The sequence below is a fragment of the Desulfobotulus sp. genome (genome assembly GCF_034006065.1).
Lineage (GTDB): Bacteria > Desulfobacterota > Desulfobacteria > Desulfobacterales > ASO4-4 > Desulfobotulus.
Genome location: NZ_JAVETM010000003.1, coordinates 88,772 through 106,251, shown reverse-complemented (window position 1 = coordinate 106,251; position 17,480 = coordinate 88,772). Strand labels below are relative to the sequence as shown.

The 17,480-nt window shown below is 54.4% G+C and carries 16 protein-coding genes; 11 read left to right on the top strand and 5 right to left on the bottom strand.

Annotated elements, in window-relative coordinates:
- Nucleotides 1-16 precede the first annotated feature (16 nt).
- The 6 genes from hemA to RBR60_RS02740 all read left to right on the top strand — a co-directional run bounded on the left by hemA (nt 17) and on the right by RBR60_RS02740 (nt 4,882).
- Nucleotides 17-1,378 (top strand): glutamyl-tRNA reductase, encoded by a 1,362-nt coding sequence (gene hemA, locus RBR60_RS02765; protein WP_320354266.1) that lies wholly within the window; start codon nt 17-19, stop codon nt 1,376-1,378.
- Between the two features lie 178 nt (nt 1,379-1,556).
- The gene (locus RBR60_RS02760) at nt 1,557-1,685 is read left to right on the top strand and encodes a hypothetical protein (RefSeq protein WP_320354265.1); all 129 of its coding nucleotides are present in this window, start codon (nt 1,557-1,559) and stop codon (nt 1,683-1,685) included.
- A gap of 13 nt (nt 1,686-1,698) precedes the next feature.
- Nucleotides 1,699-2,061 (top strand): RNA polymerase-binding protein DksA, encoded by a 363-nt coding sequence (gene dksA, locus RBR60_RS02755; RefSeq protein WP_320354264.1) that lies wholly within the window; start codon nt 1,699-1,701, stop codon nt 2,059-2,061.
- A complete protein-coding gene (locus tag RBR60_RS02750; RefSeq protein WP_320354262.1) occupies nt 2,051-2,923 on the top strand; it encodes a PHP domain-containing protein in 873 nt (290 codons plus the stop codon). Before dksA ends, RBR60_RS02750 begins: the two co-directional genes overlap by 11 nt.
- A 169-nt stretch (nt 2,924-3,092) precedes the next feature.
- Nucleotides 3,093-3,797 carry a ribonuclease III gene (rnc, locus tag RBR60_RS02745; protein ID WP_320354260.1) on the top strand — a complete coding sequence of 235 codons (705 nt, stop codon included), beginning with the start codon at nt 3,093-3,095 and terminating at the stop codon, nt 3,795-3,797.
- Nucleotides 3,798-3,808: 11 nt separating this feature from the next.
- Nucleotides 3,809-4,882, top strand: coding sequence for an elongator complex protein 3 (locus RBR60_RS02740; protein ID WP_320354259.1), 1,074 nt, complete (start codon nt 3,809-3,811; stop codon nt 4,880-4,882).
- 82 nt (nt 4,883-4,964) lie between these two features.
- Here RBR60_RS02740 and RBR60_RS02735 read toward each other — a convergent pair whose 3' ends face one another.
- Nucleotides 4,965-7,352, bottom strand: a complete 2,388-nt coding sequence (locus tag RBR60_RS02735) for a PBP1A family penicillin-binding protein (protein ID WP_320354257.1) — start codon at nt 7,350-7,352, stop codon at nt 4,965-4,967.
- 345 nt (nt 7,353-7,697) lie between these two features.
- Here RBR60_RS02735 and hisI point away from each other — a divergent pair, with 345 nt between their 5' ends.
- The 4 genes from hisI to RBR60_RS02715 all read left to right on the top strand — a co-directional run bounded on the left by hisI (nt 7,698) and on the right by RBR60_RS02715 (nt 10,028).
- A complete protein-coding gene (gene hisI / locus RBR60_RS02730) occupies nt 7,698-8,072 on the top strand; it encodes a phosphoribosyl-AMP cyclohydrolase (protein ID WP_320354255.1) in 375 nt (124 codons plus the stop codon).
- Between the two features lie 86 nt (nt 8,073-8,158).
- Nucleotides 8,159-8,785, top strand: a complete 627-nt coding sequence (yihA, locus tag RBR60_RS02725; RefSeq protein WP_320354253.1) for a ribosome biogenesis GTP-binding protein YihA/YsxC — start codon at nt 8,159-8,161, stop codon at nt 8,783-8,785.
- A 31-nt stretch (nt 8,786-8,816) separates the two neighbouring features.
- On the top strand, nt 8,817-9,716 hold the full coding sequence (era, locus tag RBR60_RS02720; protein ID WP_320354251.1) for a GTPase Era: 900 nt from the start codon (nt 8,817-8,819) through the stop codon (nt 9,714-9,716).
- Nucleotides 9,717-9,734: 18 nt separating this feature from the next.
- Nucleotides 9,735-10,028 (top strand): HNH endonuclease, encoded by a 294-nt coding sequence (locus RBR60_RS02715; RefSeq protein WP_320354249.1) that lies wholly within the window; start codon nt 9,735-9,737, stop codon nt 10,026-10,028.
- 74 nt (nt 10,029-10,102) lie between these two features.
- On the opposite strand, the gene RBR60_RS02710 is transcribed toward RBR60_RS02715, so the two are convergent.
- From RBR60_RS02710 to RBR60_RS02700, 3 genes are all read right to left on the bottom strand, one after another.
- A complete protein-coding gene (locus RBR60_RS02710) occupies nt 10,103-10,708 on the bottom strand; it encodes a hypothetical protein (protein ID WP_320354247.1) in 606 nt (201 codons plus the stop codon).
- A gap of 348 nt (nt 10,709-11,056) precedes the next feature.
- Nucleotides 11,057-12,409, bottom strand: coding sequence for an OmpP1/FadL family transporter (locus tag RBR60_RS02705; RefSeq protein WP_320354245.1), 1,353 nt, complete (start codon nt 12,407-12,409; stop codon nt 11,057-11,059).
- A 371-nt stretch (nt 12,410-12,780) separates the two neighbouring features.
- Nucleotides 12,781-14,256, bottom strand: coding sequence for an FG-GAP-like repeat-containing protein (locus RBR60_RS02700; RefSeq protein WP_320354243.1), 1,476 nt, complete (start codon nt 14,254-14,256; stop codon nt 12,781-12,783).
- A 257-nt stretch (nt 14,257-14,513) separates the two neighbouring features.
- Between RBR60_RS02700 and RBR60_RS02695 the strand changes: the two genes are divergently transcribed.
- Nucleotides 14,514-15,782 (top strand): hypothetical protein, encoded by a 1,269-nt coding sequence (locus RBR60_RS02695; protein WP_320354241.1) that lies wholly within the window; start codon nt 14,514-14,516, stop codon nt 15,780-15,782.
- A gap of 210 nt (nt 15,783-15,992) precedes the next feature.
- On the opposite strand, the gene gatB is transcribed toward RBR60_RS02695, so the two are convergent.
- Nucleotides 15,993-17,426: an Asp-tRNA(Asn)/Glu-tRNA(Gln) amidotransferase subunit GatB gene (gene gatB / locus RBR60_RS02690; RefSeq protein ID WP_320354239.1), complete on the bottom strand. Its 1,434-nt coding sequence runs from the start codon at nt 17,424-17,426 to the stop codon at nt 15,993-15,995.
- Between the last annotated feature and the right edge of the window lie 54 nt (nt 17,427-17,480).

Below are 17,480 nucleotides of genomic sequence, written 5' to 3'. Positions count from 1 at the left end.
GTCGGGATGGGATGGCATGGCAAGACTTCCGGGTATTCTTCTTTTGGGAATGAACCATAAAACCGCTGCCCTGGAGGTGCGGGAAAAGCTTTCTCTCAATGCGGAGGAAGTGGACATTCTTCTGTTGGCTTTGAAGCAGACCGGCGTTCTTTCTGAAGTGCTGGTACTTTCCACCTGCAACCGGGTGGAGATTCTCCTTGCTGCGGAAAACACTCAAAAGGCAAGGGAGGTGGTGGTCCGGGAGCTGTCTGTGAGAAAAGGCGTGTCTTCGGAATTTTTCCTCCCTTCTTTTTATGCCCATGAAGGCATGGCTGCGGTGCGGCATCTGTTTCGTGTGTCCGCCAGCCTGGATTCCATGGTGGTGGGAGAACCCCAGATTCTGGGGCAGGTGAAGCAGGCCTACCAGCGCGCTACGGCTGTGGGGGCTTCGGGTCCCATCCTGAACCGTATGCTGCACAGGGCTTTTCAGGTGGCCAAACGAATCCGCACGGAAACGGGGATTGGGGATCATGCCGTTTCCATCAGCTATGCGGCCATTGAGCTGGCAAGGAAGATTTTCGGCTCCCTGGAAGGCCGCAGGGCTATGCTCCTCGGAGCCGGTGAAATGGCGGAACTGGCGGTGGAGCATCTCCTTCGGCATAAAATCAGTGGCATTCTGGTGGCCAATCGTACCTTTGACCGGGGTCTTGCTCTGGCCCGTCGTTTTGGTGGCGAGGCCATACGTTTTGAGGATGCTTTCACCTCCCTTGGGGATGTGGACATTGTGATCAGCTCCACGGGTGCGCCGGATTATGTGATTCGCAGACAGGATATCAAGCCCCTCATGCGCAAACGGCAGAATCGGTCCCTTTTTTTTATAGATATTGCCGTTCCAAGGGATGTGGATCCGGCCATTAATACCCTGGATAACGCCTATGTTTATGACATTGATGATCTTCAGGGCGTTGTGGATGACAATCTGGAGGAAAGGCGGCAGGAAGCAGGAAGGGCGGAAGGGATTGTGGAGGAGGCCGTGCTGCGCTTCACAGAGTGGGTGGAGGGACTGGCTCTGGTGCCCACCATCAAGGCTCTGCGGGAAAAGGTGGGGGGTATTCTGGAAGAAGAGTTGCGACGAACCCTGGGGTCGGGTGGCCTGGGTCAAGGGGAGTCACCCGAAGCCCTGGAGCGTATGGTGGATGCCATGGTCACCAAAGTGCTTCATGATCCCATCCGGCTTCTGAAAAGTGGGGGGATGCATGGCAACAGAGACCGCTACCTTGGATGGATGCGGTTGCTTTTTGCTCTGGACACCCCGGCAAGTGAGCCCCCTGTGCCCCTGCGCAGGCCCGTTGAGGATGGAGAAGAAAAGCAGAAAGGGCGATGGTGCGGCGGGCTCTGAGGTAAAAAAAGGGGGCGCGCAGGAGGTGTCTCGGTATATTGGGAGATGGAGGCCTTGGGTCTTTTGCATGTTTTTGGAATCTGATGTTCCTCCGGGGGGTTCGGGACTTTTTATCCCAGATTTTCATGATGTTGGGAGGTAAAATCTGAGAAAAGTCCTTTACACGGAAAAAGGGCTTATGGTATGCAAGCATACTTTTTTGCAGGCGGTGGCCCTTTGTGTGTTTTCCGGGCAGAAAATCCGCCTGGTGTATGATCTGCGTTTCGCCAGAGAGATGCGGTTCGGTTGGTGCCGATGCGATACGTGAGGAGGATTTTCCCATGGATAAGGAACAGATCGAGTACTTCAGGACCTATCTTGTTGCACAGCTGGAAGAATTGCTCCACCAGGCCGATGACACGGTAAGCGGCATGACCGAGCCCAAGGAGAATTTTCCCGATCCCACGGACAGGGCCTCCCATGAATCCAACCGGAATTTTGAGCTGCGCATCCGGGACCGGGAGCATAAACTCATTAAAAAAATCAAACAGGCTCTGGAACGCATCGAAAACGGAACCTTCGGCATCTGTGAAACCTGCGGAGAGGATATCGCGGTGGAGCGCCTCAAGGCCCGGGCTGTAACCACACAGTGCATTGATTGTAAAACCAAGGCTGAAAAAATGGAAAAAGCCCTTGGCCTCTGATGCCTTTTTCCGTACCGTGGATCTCCATACCCACAGTACGGCTTCCGATGGAACCCTATCGCCACTGGCGCTGGTGCGTCATGCGGCGGACCTGGGTCTTGCGGCCCTTGCCCTCACAGATCATGATACCATGGCCGGCGTCCGGGAAGTTCTGGATGCCGGTCTTGCTTTGGAGATGGATTTTCTTCCCGGCGTGGAGATCAGCGCCCGGCCTCCCGACGGTATGGGGATTACGGAAAGCCTGCATATTCTGGGCTATGGTATGGATCCTGACGCCCAGGGGCTTGTGCGGATGCTGGAAGACCTGCAGGAGGCCAGGGAAAACCGTAATCCACGCATGGTGGAAAGGCTGTGCGCTCTGGGTTTTGACCTTTCCTTTGAGGATGTGGTGGCAAGATCCGATGGCGGGCTTGTGGGACGGCCCCACATGGCCCGGGTTCTTGTGGAAAAAGGTTTTGTGAAAGACATGGACACGGCTTTTTCCCGTTACCTGGGTAAAGGGAGGCCCGCCTATGTGGAAAAGGATCTGGTTTTATGGGAAGATGCCATCCGGGAAATCCGGAAAGCGGGGGGGATTGCCGTTCTCGCCCATCCGGGACTGATCCGGGAAGTGGATCGGTTTGGTCTTTTTGCCTTGCTGAAACGCCTGAAAGAAGGTGGACTTGGGGGAGTGGAAGTGTATTATCCAAAGCATGGCGCGCAGTTTATGGCGGATCTGGACGGTTTTTGCTGGCGTCTCAGCCTGTTGCGTACCGGAGGCTCGGATTTTCACGGAGATTTACGGGAGAACGCCGCGCTGGGAACCGGGCATGTACCCTATTCGGTGTATGCGGATCTCATGGAGGCTCTGGGAAGGGGCTGAATTTCCGGGATGGGTTTACCAGGTCGGACAGGCTTTGTCGGATCTGGTAAGCGTATCCCCATCAAACGATCAGAAGATCCGCCTTTTTTATTTGTGAAAAGGCGGGGCTGCTTTTTTGCGTGGTTTGCTGCTGTTTTGTGTAACAACATACCTTTTGGGATATCTGTGCATGAAAAAGTTCCCTGCCGCCATGGCGGACCTGGAAAGGGTCATGGGTTATGGTTTCAGAAATCCGGATCTTCTGGAGACCGCCCTTTGTCACGCATCCTTTGTCAATGAGCACGCCCTGGCTCTGAAGGACAATGAAAGACTGGAGTTCCTGGGAGATGCGGTGCTTAATCTTGTGATAGGCCATCTTCTCATGGATCGGTTCCGCCAGGTCCGGGAGGGGGATTTGTCCCGTATCCGGGCCAGTCTGGTGAATGAGCGTCAGCTGGCTTCTGTGGCAAGAGCCCTCAACCTGGGTCAGCACCTGCGCCTGGGCCGGGGTGAGGAGCAGACCCGTGGGCGGGATAAGGATTCCATTCTGGCAGATGCCTTTGAGGCCTTGGTGGCTGCAGTCTATCGGGACGGAGGGTTTGACCCCGCTTTTACCTTTGTGAAGCGTTGTTTCGGGGGGATTATCGAAGCTTTGGATGTGGCGGAAAGCATCCATGACGCCAAAAGCAGGTTGCAGGAAGAAGTACAGATGCGACACCGGGCGACGCCCGTATACCGTGTGGTGGGAGAGGAAGGGCCGGACCATGACAAGGTGTTTCATGTGGAGGTTCGGGTTCAGAATCTTTGCGCCCAGGGAGCGGGAAAAAGCAAGAAGCTTGCGGAGCAGGATGCGGCCCGGAAGGCTCTGAGACTTCTTGAAAAGAAAAACGGATAAGCGATGTCCACGTGAAACGATCCAGCCCCTTCATCATTCCTCTTTTTCTGCCCCACGCAGCCTGCCCCCATCACTGTCTGTTCTGTAACCAGAAAACTCTGCATCCAGGTCCCTTTCCCGATCAAAGCTCCCTGGGCATGGAAAGGGACCGCTGGCTGGCCTTTCCCAGGGACAAAGACCGGCCTGTGGAGGTGGCGTTTTTTGGTGGAAACTTCCTGGGGCTTCCGGAAAAAATTCTGCACGCCTGCCTCTCGCTGGTAGCCGAAATTCCGGGAGCGGGACTGCGATTTTCCACCCGGCCGGATACGATCTCCAGCACTTCCCTAGGCCTGCTCAAATCGTGGGAAGGGAGGGCGACAGCCGAGCTTGGGGTGCAGTCTCTGGATGAAGAGGTTTTGCGGCGTGCGGGCCGGGGACATGATGTGGGGGCCGTATCCAGGGCGGTGCAGATTCTGCGTACTGCAGGGATGCGGGTGGGAGCCCAGATGATGCTGGGGCTTCCCGGAGCTTCGGAAAAGTCGGATTTGAATTCAGCCCGGAGCCTTGCAGCCCTCAAGGTGGATTTTGCACGGGTGTCGCCCACCCTTGTGCTGGCGGGAAGTGGCCTTGCCCGCCTTTATCACAGAGGAAGATATCATCCCCTTTCCTTGGATGAAGCGGTGAGCCGCAGCGCCAGCGTTGTGGATATTCTGGAAAAGGCCTGCATACCTGTGGTGCGCATCGGGCTTCAGGCGGATGCGGCCTTGGTGGAAAGCCTTGTGGCAGGTCCCCATCATCCGGCCCTGGGGGAGTGGGTGCGGGGTTTTCTGTTGGCGAATCAGGTTCTGGAAGTCATGGCTGGCCTGGGAAGAGCGCCTCTGGGAAAGGGTTTTGTGATTCGTGTTTCTACCCGTCTGCGTGGTCGTTTACAGGGGATGGGAGGTTGCAACATGGCGCGGTTCCAGAAGGAAGCTTTTCCGGCTTCCCTCTGGGTGAAAACCGAAAAAAACGTTTTGCCGGATTTCTGGTCCGTTGAACATGCTTTTCTGGAAGCGGCGGCCCCTTTCAAGGGGCCGCCGCTTGATCCATGGAGACAGGCGCGGTGAAGACAGGCTTGTAAGGCCTTTGTCTTTGAAGCAGGAAGCCAGAAAGCGGGCAGTGTGTGGGTTGGATCAGGCAGCGGAAGGCTCAGAGCCCCTGCTTGAAAAAATCCTTTTCGTTTTCAATTTCTCCGGACCTGGGAGAAAAGGCTGTGGGTTCGTGTCCCTTGTGGAAGTACTCAAAGGCCGTGGCCTCGGATTCCGGGATGGGAAGGAGCCCGGTCTGGGTGTCTATCCTGACTGTGACAATACCCGGAGGGGGAGGGGCAAAGGGCCGGGGTTTGAGTCCTGCATGAATGGCTTCCATGAAATCCACCCATATGGGGGCTGCGGCCCTGGAGCCCGTTTCCCCATCGCCCAGAGGGCCTTCTTCATCAAAGCCTACCCAGACACCCGTCACATAGGCTGGGGTGTATCCCACAAACCAGGCGTCATTGAGGTTGTTGGTGGTCCCGGTTTTGGCGGCCACAGGCCAGCCTTTGGCCGTAAGGCTTTTGGCGCGCCAGCCTGTTCCGTTGGAGACCACACTTTCCAGGAGACTGGTCATGAGAAAGGCCGTTTCCTCGGACACAACCTTTTCGTGGAAAGGGGTGTTTTTTTCAAGAAGTCGTCCGTCCCTGTCCCGGATTTCCGTGACAAAAACAGGCTCAAAGAGCTGGCCCTGGTGGGCAAAAATGCCATAGGCGTTGACGATTTCAAGCAGGGAGTGGCCGGAAGAGCCCAGAGCAATGGAAAGATCCCGGTTGATGGGTGAGGTGAGGCCCAGCTTTCGGACATAGCCCAGGGTGTAATCAATGCCGATGTCTTCGAGAATCTTAATGGTGATGACGTTTCTGGATTTGGCCAGGGCTTCGCGCAGAAGGGTGGGACCATAGAAGGTATCCTGGTAATTTTTGGGTTTCCAGGTAAAATCCCGCTGTCTGTCCCTGAATACGAAGGCGTTATCCACAATAACCGATGCGGGGGTATAGCCCTTGTCCAGGGCTGCGGCATAGATGAAGGGTTTGAAAGCAGAGCCCGCCTGCCTTCTCGACTGGATGGCCCGGTTGAACTGACTGCTCCGGAAATCCCGGCCTCCCATCATGGCCCGTACCTTGCCGGTTTCCGCCTCCATGCAGAGGAGGGCGGATTGGGCCTTAGGCGTCTGTTCCAGGCGCAGCTCCCAGATACCGTCTTCGTTTTGCCGGATAAGGCGCACAAGAATTTCATCCCCCACACGCAAGGCCTGGCTGGGGTTTTGGATACGGGCATTGTAATGGGGTATGTCCGGGTTGGGCCTTCTGGCCCAGCGCATGGTATCCAGAGGGATTTCTCCCGTATGCCTGCCGAAGCGTACCCGGGTTTTGGCACCCGCATTATCCACATTCACCACAAAACCATGGGTGATGATATCCGGAGCAGGGGATGGAGTCGGCGGGCTTTCCGCAATGGCGGCTTCAATGCCCGAAAGCCCCACATTGCGCAGGGCACCCCGGAAACCCTGACGTTTATCCAGGTCCAGAAGGCCTTTCTGAAGGGCGTTTTCCGCAGCCCTCTGCATGGAAAGATCCAGGGCTGTACGAATATGCAGGCCCTCTTCATACAGGGCCTTTTCTCCGTAACGGTTGAGAACATACTGGCGGATATGCTCCGTATAATAAGGTGCCATTTCCATGTAGATGTTCTGACGCGGATAGATTTCCAAGGTTTCATTGCGCGCTTTTTCTGCGGCTTCCGCCGAGATGACACCACTGCTCACCATGCGGGAAAGGACGTAGAGCTGGCGTTCCCTGGCCCTTTCCGGATGCCGGAAGGGAGAGTAGCGGCTGGGTGCCTGGGGAAGGCCTGCGAGCATGGCGCACTGCGCAAGACTCAGGTTTTTTGAAGACAGACCAAAATAATTCTGGGCTGCGGCCTCAACCCCATAGGCCCCGTGGCCCAGAAAAATCTGATTGAGGTAGAGATGGAGAATCTCTTCTTTTTCAAGGTAGCGTTCAATCCTGTAGGCGAGGATGGCTTCCCGGATTTTGCGGGTATAACTTCGCTCGGGGCTGAGGAAAAAGGATTTGGCCACCTGCTGGGTGATGGTGCTGCCACCTTGTACAATCCCGCTTGCCTGGACGTTTTTGATGAAAGCACGGAGAATCCCCATGGGATCAATGCCTTTATGCTGAAAAAAACGGGCGTCTTCCGCAGCAAGAAAGGCCTGGATGAGTTGCTCGGGCATGTCTTTAAGGGGAATGACGATGCGACGTTCCCGGAAAAATTCGGCGACAATGGTGCCGTCAGCCGCGTAAACCGTGGAGATGGTGGGGGGACGATAGGCTTTGAGGGTGGAAACGGAAGGCAGATCCCTGGAAAAATAAAAATATGCCCCTCCAGACCCTGCGACGATCATGAGGAAGAGAAAAAAAAGGATGAGAAAGCCCCATAGGATGAACCTGCGCGGGGCCTTGGGAGGGGCTTGGGGGGTTGGGTTCTGCGGGATGGCGATCATGTCGGCTTTTCCGTTTTGGCGTATGTGTGTATGATGCATGGGATGGCGGAGACCGGCAGGGGATGTGTGGGGATGCCCTGGGATCTCCGCATGGGTTTCGTATCAGATCCGGCCCGGAGGGGCAAGGCGTCCTGCGTGGCTTCCCGGCCAGAGGAAACCCTGGCGATGCATATGAAGGCAAGTATGTCTTCCATATTCGTATGACAGAAATACCATAAACCGGGTTTTTACGCCATGGGTAAGGTATGCAGCCTTGGCGGGCGGAATTTTTAAAAAAAGAGACCGCGTGCGTTTTTGAGGAAAAGGGCTTAGGTTTTTTCTTTCTTGAGAAAAGGAAGGCGGGATATGATTGATTTTGATAAGTGTGGAGGCCTTGTGCCTGTCATAGCACAGGATGCCGTAAGTGGCGAGGTGCTGATGCTTGCCTATATGAATGCCGAGGCTTTCCGCCATACAGTGGAAACGGGAAAGGCGACCTATTTCAGTCGTTCCAGAAACCGTTTGTGGATGAAGGGCGAGTCTTCGGGGCATGAGCAGGAGGTGGAGGAGATTTTTGTGGACTGTGACGGAGACACCCTGTTGATCAAGGTAAGACAACGAGGAGGGGCTGCTTGTCATACGGGCCATGTTTCCTGTTTTCACCAACGCCTTACGGAGGATGGGGGGTGGGCGACCGTAGGCCATCGGGTTTTTGATCCGAAGGAGGTATACGGAAGCTGAGGTCCGGGGGACGGGCCTTTTGTGTTTTTTTTATCCTGATTAAAGTCTGATAACGGGGTCCCTGGATTCAGAAAGAAAGAGTGGCCATGCATATCCGTTCAGCCGAATTTGTTACCAGTGCTGTAAAACCCGAGCAGTATCCTCCGGCGGATCTTCCGGAGGTGGCCTTTCTCGGACGTTCCAATGTGGGCAAGTCGTCCATGATCAATTGCCTGGTGCAGCGGAAAAATCTTGTGAAGACCAGTCAGCAGCCGGGTAAGACCCAATTGGTCAATTTTTTTGCAGTGAACGGACACCTGCGTCTGGTGGATCTGCCTGGTTTTGGTTATGCCAAGGTACCGAAGGCTGTGCAGCAGCAGTGGGGCCCCATGATCGAAACCTATATTGAAAATCGGCCGACCCTTTGCGGGCTTTTTCTGCTTATGGATATCCGCAGGGAAGTGCAGGAAGAAGAGGGACGTCTTCTGCAGTGGTTGATGGACCGAGGTCTTCCTGTGCGTCTGGTGCTGACCAAGGCGGACAAGTTCAGCCGTTCGGCTGCTCTGGGTCGACAGAAGGCGTTGATGCGTCAGACGGGTCTGGAGGCGGAAAATCTGGTCATGTTTTCAGCCAAAACCCATCAGGGGCGGGAGGAAGTGTGGTCGTGGATCTCGTCCATGACAGGAGTTGCTGAAACGCGACCTCAGAAAGAGGAAGCCTGTAAATCTTTTTAAAAAACAATAACTTCATATATATGGATAAAAAATGACCCAAGAGGCTGAATCCTTCCGCTCTGGTTTTGTGGCGATCATCGGTGCGCCCAATGCGGGTAAATCCACCCTGCTCAACCGGCTCATAGGTGAAAAAATCGCCATCACCTCCAAAAAACCCCAGACCACGCGCAACCGTATTCTGGGGATTGTGCACCGCCCCCATGCCCAGCTGGCCTTTGTGGATACACCTGGGGTACACAAGACGGAAAAGCTTTTGAACCGCAGGATAGTGGATGCCGCTCTGGGTGCCATTCCGGATGCCGATCTTGTGCTCTGGGTGATGGATGTCAGCCGTTCGGCCTCGGAGGAGAGCGGGATGATCCTGGATTCCCTGCAGACGTGCATGAAGCCTGTCATCCTTGGCCTGAACAAGATTGACCTTGTGCCCAGGGGGGAACTCCTGCAATGGATAGAACGCTGGAGTAAACGTTTTCCTTTTCGGGAAATTGTTCCCATTTCTGCGGAACAAGGGGAACAGGTGGATGTGCTGGTGGATGTACTGGAAAAATACCTTCCTGAAGGCCCCCCTTTGTTTCCGGAAGACAGTCTTACGGATGTCCCCATGCGCTTTATTGTGGCGGAGCTGATCCGTGAGAAGGTTCTGCGCCGGACCGGAGAGGAGATTCCCTATTCCATCGCGGTCACCATTGATGCCTTCATAGAGGGCGGGCCGGGGGAGAAAACGGAAATCCATGCAGTGATCCATGTGGATAGAGACTCCCAGAAAGGCATTCTCATTGGCAAGGGCGGGGAGCGTTTAAAGCAGATCGGAACCGATGCACGCAAGGAAATCGAAGCGCTTCTGGGGGAGAAGGTGTTTTTGAAGCTCTTTGTGCGGGTTCAGAAGAACTGGACCAGAGACGCCAAGGCCATGGAGCGTTTCGGGTATTGATCCATGGGAGGCGAGGCTTTGGAATATGCATGGTTTGAGGATGATATTCTGATCAGAAAGGAGAGGCAGAAGGCCCGCGAGCTGCGTCAGACGCAGTGGTGGAAACGCCAGTGCGCCAAAGGCCTTTGCCATTATTGCGGCGCTGCCATTGCGGCTGGGGATCTGACCATGGATCATGTGGTGCCCCTGGCCCGTGGGGGAAAAACGACAAAGGGCAATGTGGTGCCAGCCTGTAAGGCCTGCAATACCCGGAAAAAACAGTTGCTCCCCATGGAGTGGGAGGAGTGGCTGAGGCGTCAGGCACAAGGATGAGAATCGTAAAATAAAAAAGGACCGGGAATCTTTGCATCACAAAGATTCCCGGTCCTTCGGGAAGCTTGAAAAAGTTACTGGCAGAGCCGGTGAATGGTCTGGGCGTGCCAGCGTCCCCGACCGGAGAAGGTGGGGAAGTTGTTGTCCGTCAGGTAGGCTGCGATCTGCTCATAGGTCATATTGTCTTTTCTGAGTTTTTCAATGAGCTTGAGAATATATTTCCGGCTGGTCTTTCGCACATCTTCCTCTGTGGTGTCGAGGAACTCGGGCGAGTCCGTTCCCGAGGCAGCAACGGGCGCGGCTGCGGGCGTTTCCGCAGCAGGCGGAGGACCGGAAAGCACAGGACCTGTCATGATGGCATCCAGAAGCCTTTCCAGGGTGTCAGACAGCCTTTCCAGGGCTTCGGCCTTGCGTTCTTCGGCCTCTGCCTTACGATCTTCGATGAAGGCCCGATCCCGCTGGGTTTCCACAAGGGCTTCAAGGGCAGTCTGCAAAGCAAGAAAACTTTCTTCCCGGACCAGGGGAGGCTGCTGGGAAGGGCGAGGGGCCCGGCGATCCTGACCGCTTCTTCTTTCGGGATGGGAAGGCGCGGAATTGTTTTCGTAGTTGCCCTTGGGTTTGTTGAAGCGGCGTTCTTTGGCCGCAGTCTGGTTCCGTAAATTCTGCAGAAAATCGTTCATGAAAAATCCTGTTAAAAGCTCGCCCTGGGGCGATAAAGAGGTCCTGTATCCGGTTGACGCTGGTCCGGAAATCTCTGGTTTTCTGTAAAAGAAAAAGAAGATGCTGAATGGATTTCATATCCGCATGAAAAACCAATTTTCATACCATTGATATATCAGATGGAAAAGGATGTCAATCCGGGCTTTTTTGAAAAGAAATGGGAATATCGCCTGGGGATATGGGCTGCGGAATGGGGTTGGGCAAGGGGAGATAAGAAAAGGGGAGGGGCGTTACCGCCGTCTCCCCTTTATAGATTTGGGTTAATCAGGATTCCTGCCGGATTTTTTTCCTTTGGGTATCAGAAGACCTTAGAAACGGTAGGAAACCGTGAAGCCTGCCCCCAGAAGGTGGCCTTCGGCCTTGGCATGGACGCGGGTGGGTTCTTGCAAGAAACCCTGGAAGGCTTTGTTGAGGTTTCCGGATTCGCCGCCGATCATGCGGGTCTGTTCAATGTCCGTATACTGAAGGACCGTATCAATGGTAACCCTTCCGAGGTTAAAGCCTGCGCCAATGGAGTAGGTCTTTTTGTCCGCATCCGGCCACATGGTATCCAGGGTGTCGTCGGGAATGGGAGTGGGGTCATAGAAGTAACCGCAACGCAGGGTGATAAGGTCGTTCATGACATATTCGGCACCAAAGCGAAGCTGGCGGGTGTTTTCCCAGCGACGATCTGAGCGCACTTCCTTAACAGGCAGGGTAATGGGGGAGTTGGGGATGGCGGTAAGGGGTTCCACCTGATCCTTGTTGATTCCCCAGTTGGTCCAGACTACGTCCATTTCTACGGAAAAACGGCTGTGGGGCGCATAGCGGACACCAGCCTGTACCTGCTGAGGATGGTTGTAATCCAGGGTGGCCTTAGCAACTTTGTGACCGTTGAGATAGGCGTCACCTTCAAAGTCCACATCCGTTTCACTGCGGTAGGTGAGACCCAGGGTGATGGTGCTGGTGGGTTTGTACATGACGCCCACGTTAAAGGAGTAATTGATTTCATCCTCCAGCTCGACCTTCAGGTGTGCGCCATCCAGGGCTCTGAGGTTATCATAGTACGGGCCTTCGCTGGTCAGGTTCTGGGTGCCAAGGTAATAGTATTTTTCTGCAGCGGATTTGGTTTTTCCGATGGAAACCCCGAAACCCAGAGAGAGTTTGTCGTTGACCTTGTAGGCGAGGCTGGGGGTGATGACTTCCCGGAAATAATAGGAGTGGAAGGAGCTGTAGGCGGTGGGGTTGGTTTTGGCGTTGTTGGAAAATTCCATCTCAAGACCAAAGGGGGCGTATATGGCAACGCCTAAAGCAAGGCGCTCGGTCAGGGGCATGGCAAAGCCCAGGGCCGGGGCGTAAAGATTTTCCGAGGTATCGGAAAAATTGACGGCTTCTGCCTTTGTGCGGGGGAACCGGGGATCGCTGGATCCTTCCACATAGAAATCCTTGAGCTTGATGGTGGGATCTATCATGTGCACGCCTGCGGCGAGGGTGGGCCGATCAATCTGGGTCAGGCCCGCAGGGTTGTAGTAAACGGCAAAGGGATCGTCGGCATAGGCACTGAAAGCGCCGCCCATGGCAGACGCCTTGGCGCCGATGCCAAAGGTATCGACACAGCCGGCGTATGCCGTTCCTGCTCCCAGGACCAGAGCCGTAGCCAAACACAGAATCTGCTTTTTCACGTAGGCCTCCTTGGTGGTGGTTTATGATAAAATAAAATCTTTGGTGTACTTAGCAAAAAAAGGTGCGGCTTCATTCCTGGGGCCTGTTCTCCCATGCAGGTTTATCCCATGAAGGAAGAGAATCCGGGGTTTCCATGTTCGCCTGGAAAATGGAAAAAACCGCTTATGTCAAAACACGAGAGTTCGGATCCTGGCACAGGGGTCTTCCTCGGAATCCATGTTGAAGCACCTTTATTGGGTTTTCTGATCAAAATAAGCATTGTGAAAAGCGAACGGTGTTTCATGATTTAACGAAGTGAAGTGGGGAAGTCAAGGAAAAAGCAGGAAGGGTGGAGCCGGGAGGATAAGGCGTCCTCCCGGCAGTCGGGTAATCAGGGGGAAAGGGAGCAGGTGACAAAGCGGGTTTCAGGAGCAAGGGAAAGGTTTCCCCCACCTTTGACAAGGGCAAAGAGGACTTTGGCCGGAGAATTTTTTTCGGATGGAATGTAAATAAAATCAGCAATATATCCATCGAAATCCTGGGTGAACCCCGCGATTTCAAGGGAGTATCCGTTCCAGGAAAGAAGGTGCAGGCTACCGGAGCGGAACATGCGCATTCTCTCGAAAAGACGGCCTGCGGCTTCGACATTCCGGATGGCGAGAAGTTTCTCAGGTTCTCCCTCCTGGGAAAGGATGCGGGTGCGACCCGGAAAATAAAAGCGTTCGGGCGGTCCGTCCTTCTGTTCAAGGACATAATCAATGAATACGGGGGATCCTGCATAGGCGTCCCGACTTTCCCAGACCGTTTCCCCGGACGGGGAAACCAGGGAGAGCATGCCCTTGTCTCCGATATGGAGACGATCCTGGGTCTGCAGATCCCGGACACGGACAGGAATGGCGTCAAACAGAGCGTCCTGGGGATGCCGGGATTCGTGCAGGCGAATGGCGTTGCCGCTGAGGCGTGCTTCTGTGATATCGCCGGAAAAGAGGGTATTCCGGAATCCGCGCATCCGGGTCAGGAGGATGGAGCGTCCGTCTTCGTTACGGCCTTTGGCGAAAAATCGGTTTTCAATGCCCGTGGCCTCACGGATTTCTCCTTGCGCAAAGACAAGGACTCTGGAGCGCATTCTCTGGGTGTTAGGATTGATGGCGGTGAGCCAGATTTCTGCTTTTCCATCGCCGTTGGTATCCAGCACATCCACTCGGAGGATGTGTTCGTAATGGGGCAGGGAAAAGGCCGCCAGTTCCCTTTGCAGATCTGCGGTGTGCAGGCGGAGGGTGTTCCGGTCCGCGAGGACGATTTCCATGGCTCCGTCGCCGGTAAGGTCTCCGTTATCCATGGAAACCAAGGCGCCTTGCCGGGGGGCGCTGATGCCCTGGATCTGAAAGGTGATAGGGGCTCCGGGGAGGGGAGACGCTTTTTTTGTCTGGAAAACGATGGCGGAAGGTACAGGCGGGGCCGTTTCCGCGACAGGGCCTTTTTTCTGTAAAAAGGTGAGGACGGCATCACCAAAGGCTGTGATTTCCGGCAGAATCTCGCTCTCTTCCCGGGTGCTGTGGCGGCGGGAGAGGACGGCTTTGCCCGTATCCAGGTCCATGAGGGTGAGGTCGGTGACCATGGTTCCACCGAAGGCTGTGAGTACGCTCCGGATTTCATAGCCCGCGGCTTCAGGATCCTTTTCGAGCAGGTCGGCGTTCTCCATCTGGGTGGTGAGCAGGGCGGTGATGCCGTCTCCCAGGAATTTAAGGTTTTCGGGCGCATGGAGAATCGGTGGCGCCAGGCGCACAGACTCCTGGGCATGGAGAGGGGCACCTGCCATCAGAAGGCTGAAAAGGATGCAAAGGAAAAAAAAGGCGGGCCGCTGCATGGAAAGGCTCCTTTGGTTGAAAATGGATTCCTGATGTAAGGCCATGGCAGATCAAATATTTCCTGATCTTCATATATGCGATTTTTTTTTCTGTGCAAAGGCTTCTCTGGCAAAAAACAGGGATGATTTCTTCCTTGACTTTGAAGAAGACCCTTGCTAACCATGTTCCTTAAGTTTTTTTCTCCGAGGGGAGAAGGGTCAGGCCCTGCGGAGAACCCGGCAAAAAACATCTGACAGTTCATTTAAGGAGAATGCCCATGAAAAAGCTGTTTGTTTCCGCCGTTGCGGCTGTGGCCCTTGCGGCCCTCGCCCTGCCGGCATCCGCGTTTGAAAATCAGTTCGGTGGCTACTGGAGAACCAGAGCCTATACCCAGAAGGACTTTGCTCCTGATGGGAAGGGAGATCTTTCCGAGGTGGACACACGTACCCGCCTTTTTTACACTGCGAAGTTCTCCGATGATTTCAAGTTTGTGAACAAGTTTGAGTTTAACGCTGTCTGGGGTGATAATGACGGCGGCGATATTGGTGCGGATGGTAAAAATGACTGGCGCATCAAGAATTCCTATGTGGACATGAACCTTGGGGACTGGAACGCAAAAATCGGTACCCAGGGCGGCGTTATTGCACGCGGCTTCATCCTTGATGATGACTTTTCCGGTGCCGTTGTTACCTATCAAGGCGCAGGCTTTGATGTTCCTGTGATGTGGATCAAGCACACCGAAGGCGACATGGGTAAAAAGGCCAATGAAAAAGATGTGGATTACTTTGTTGTAAACCCCACGGTAAAGGTGTCTGATCAGCTTGCCGTGAATCCGTTTTTTATGTGGATTGGTTCTGAAAATACCCAAAACTTTATTGATCCTGGGACTGGTACCCAATATATGGGTGGTATTAAAGAAGCAAATCTCTACTACTTGGGTGTGAATGCGGACATGGATTATGGCATGGGTTCCGCATGGTTCACGGGTATTTATCAGTTTGGTAGCGTTGATGCTATAGCAGGTAATAGCTTCGGAGTTCCTGCAGGTAAGAGTGTTGATGTAAAGGCCTATCTTGTTGCCTTGGGTGGTGATGTGGATCTGGATGCCTTTAAAGTGCATGGTCAGATGTTCTACGCCAGCGGAGATGATAGCGGCAGTGATTATGAGCAGTTTTTTGTTCCCGCAGGTCAGTCCTACTACTGGTCTGAAATCATGGGCCTGGGTATCTTCGATAATCATCAATCCAACAACGCCCCTGGTGATAAGATCGGTAACATCATGGCCGTCAACCTCGGTGGCTCCATGTCTCCCATGCCCAAGCTGAAGGTCACTGCGGACGTCTGGTATGCCAAGCTTGTGGAAGATGTTCTTGCACCCAATGGCAAAATGGAATCTGACCTGGGTACGGAAATTAACCTGAAAGCCACCTATAAGGTCATGGACAACCTGAACCTGGACGTTGTGGGTGCCTACCTCTTTGCTGGCGATGCAACGGGTAAAGATGATCCCTACCTTGTGGGTACCCGCCTGTCCTTCGGCTTCTAAGAGCACAAGCGGTTTGTTGTAAAGTTAACATGAAATAAAAAGCCCGGAAGATCGAAGCAGGATCTTCCGGGCTTTGCTTTTTGATGCTCGGGGAAAGGTGCCGGGGCATGGCAAAGGTTCTATGGATCGGGAATCACGGTGAACCCGGTAGATCTGGCGTGGATTTTCCCGGGTTTCCGGCCTGTGGCTGGGGGAAAAGTTGCGTGTTTTTCAGGCCAGCATCCGTTGCAGAAGTTCTGTAACCACCTTGGGATTGGCCTGCCCCCGGGTGGCTTTCATCACCTTGCCCATGAAAAAGGCCATGAGCTTGGTTTTGCCTCCTTTATATGCGCTGACTTCCTCTGGGTTTTCTTTCAGAACCTGAAGAACGGCGGCTTCCAGTTCCGAGGTGTCGGATACCTGGGCAAGTCCTTTTTCCCCAATGAGTATGCTTGCGGTTTTGCCCGTCTGGGCCATGTCCTCAAAGATTTCCTTTGCGATCTTGTCGTTGATGTCTCCTTTTTCGAGAAGAGCCACCAACTCGCCCAGGGCCTCGGGGGAAACGGGCGTGTGCGCAATGTCGAGTCCCCTGGCGTTGAGAAGGCCCAGAAGGTGTACCGTTACCCAGCTTGTGCAGCGTCGCACATTGCCGCCCGCTTTCAGGCAGATTTCAAAGTAATCGGCCAGCTCCCGACTGGCGGTGAGGGTGGCGGCGTCTTCGGGCTTGAGGCCCAGATTTTCCATAAAACGGGTCCTGCGGGCCTCGGGCAGTTCGGGAAGGCTTTTGCGCACGGTCTGCACCCAGGCCTCATCCAATACCAGGGGTACAAGATCGGGATCCGGGAAATAGCGGTAATCGTGGGCCTCCTCCTTGCTGCGCATGGTAAAGGTCTGGTTTTTTACGCTGTCCCAGAGCCTTGTTTCCTGAATGATTTTTCCGCCGCTCCGCAGGATGCTTTCCTGACGCTTGATTTCATAGGCAATGGCCTTTTCAATGAAGCGGAAGGAGTTGAGGTTTTTCAGCTCTGTCCGGACGCCGAGCTTTGTTTCTCCCTTTGGCCGCAGAGAAACGTTGGCATCACAGCGAAAGCTGCCTTCTTCCATATTGCCGTCACAGACATTGAGGTAACGCACAATGGCGTGGAGCTGGCGCAGATAGGCCACAGCCTCCGCAGGGGAGGAGAGATCCGGCTCACTGACAATCTCAATGAGGGGCGTGCCCGCCCGGTTGAGATCCACAAGGCTTGCGGGTCTGTAAGGATCGTGGCTGGATTTTCCCGCATCTTCTTCCATGTGAATGCGGGTGATGTGAATGCGTTTTTTTTCCTTCTGCCCTTCCACTTCAATGTCCAGCCATCCGTGTTCTCCGATGGGCATGGCAAACTGGGAAATCTGGTAGGCCTTGGGGAGGTCCGGATAAAAATAGTTTTTCCGGTCAAAGCGGCTTTCCCGGTTCAGGGTGCAGTTTGTGGCCATCACGGCTTTCATGGCCAGGGTGACAGCCTTTTTGTTGAGCACGGGCAGGCTACCGGGCAGGGCCAGGCAGACAGGGCAGGTCTGGGTGTTGGGCGCAGCGCCAAAGGCGGTGGAGCAACCGCAGAATATCTTGCTTGCGGTCTTGAGCTGTACATGCACCTCAAGGCCGATGACCGTTTCAAAATCCATAAAAATATCCTTAAAACGTGTGGGTAAGTTTTTCTTTCCAGCCAGGGAGAAAAA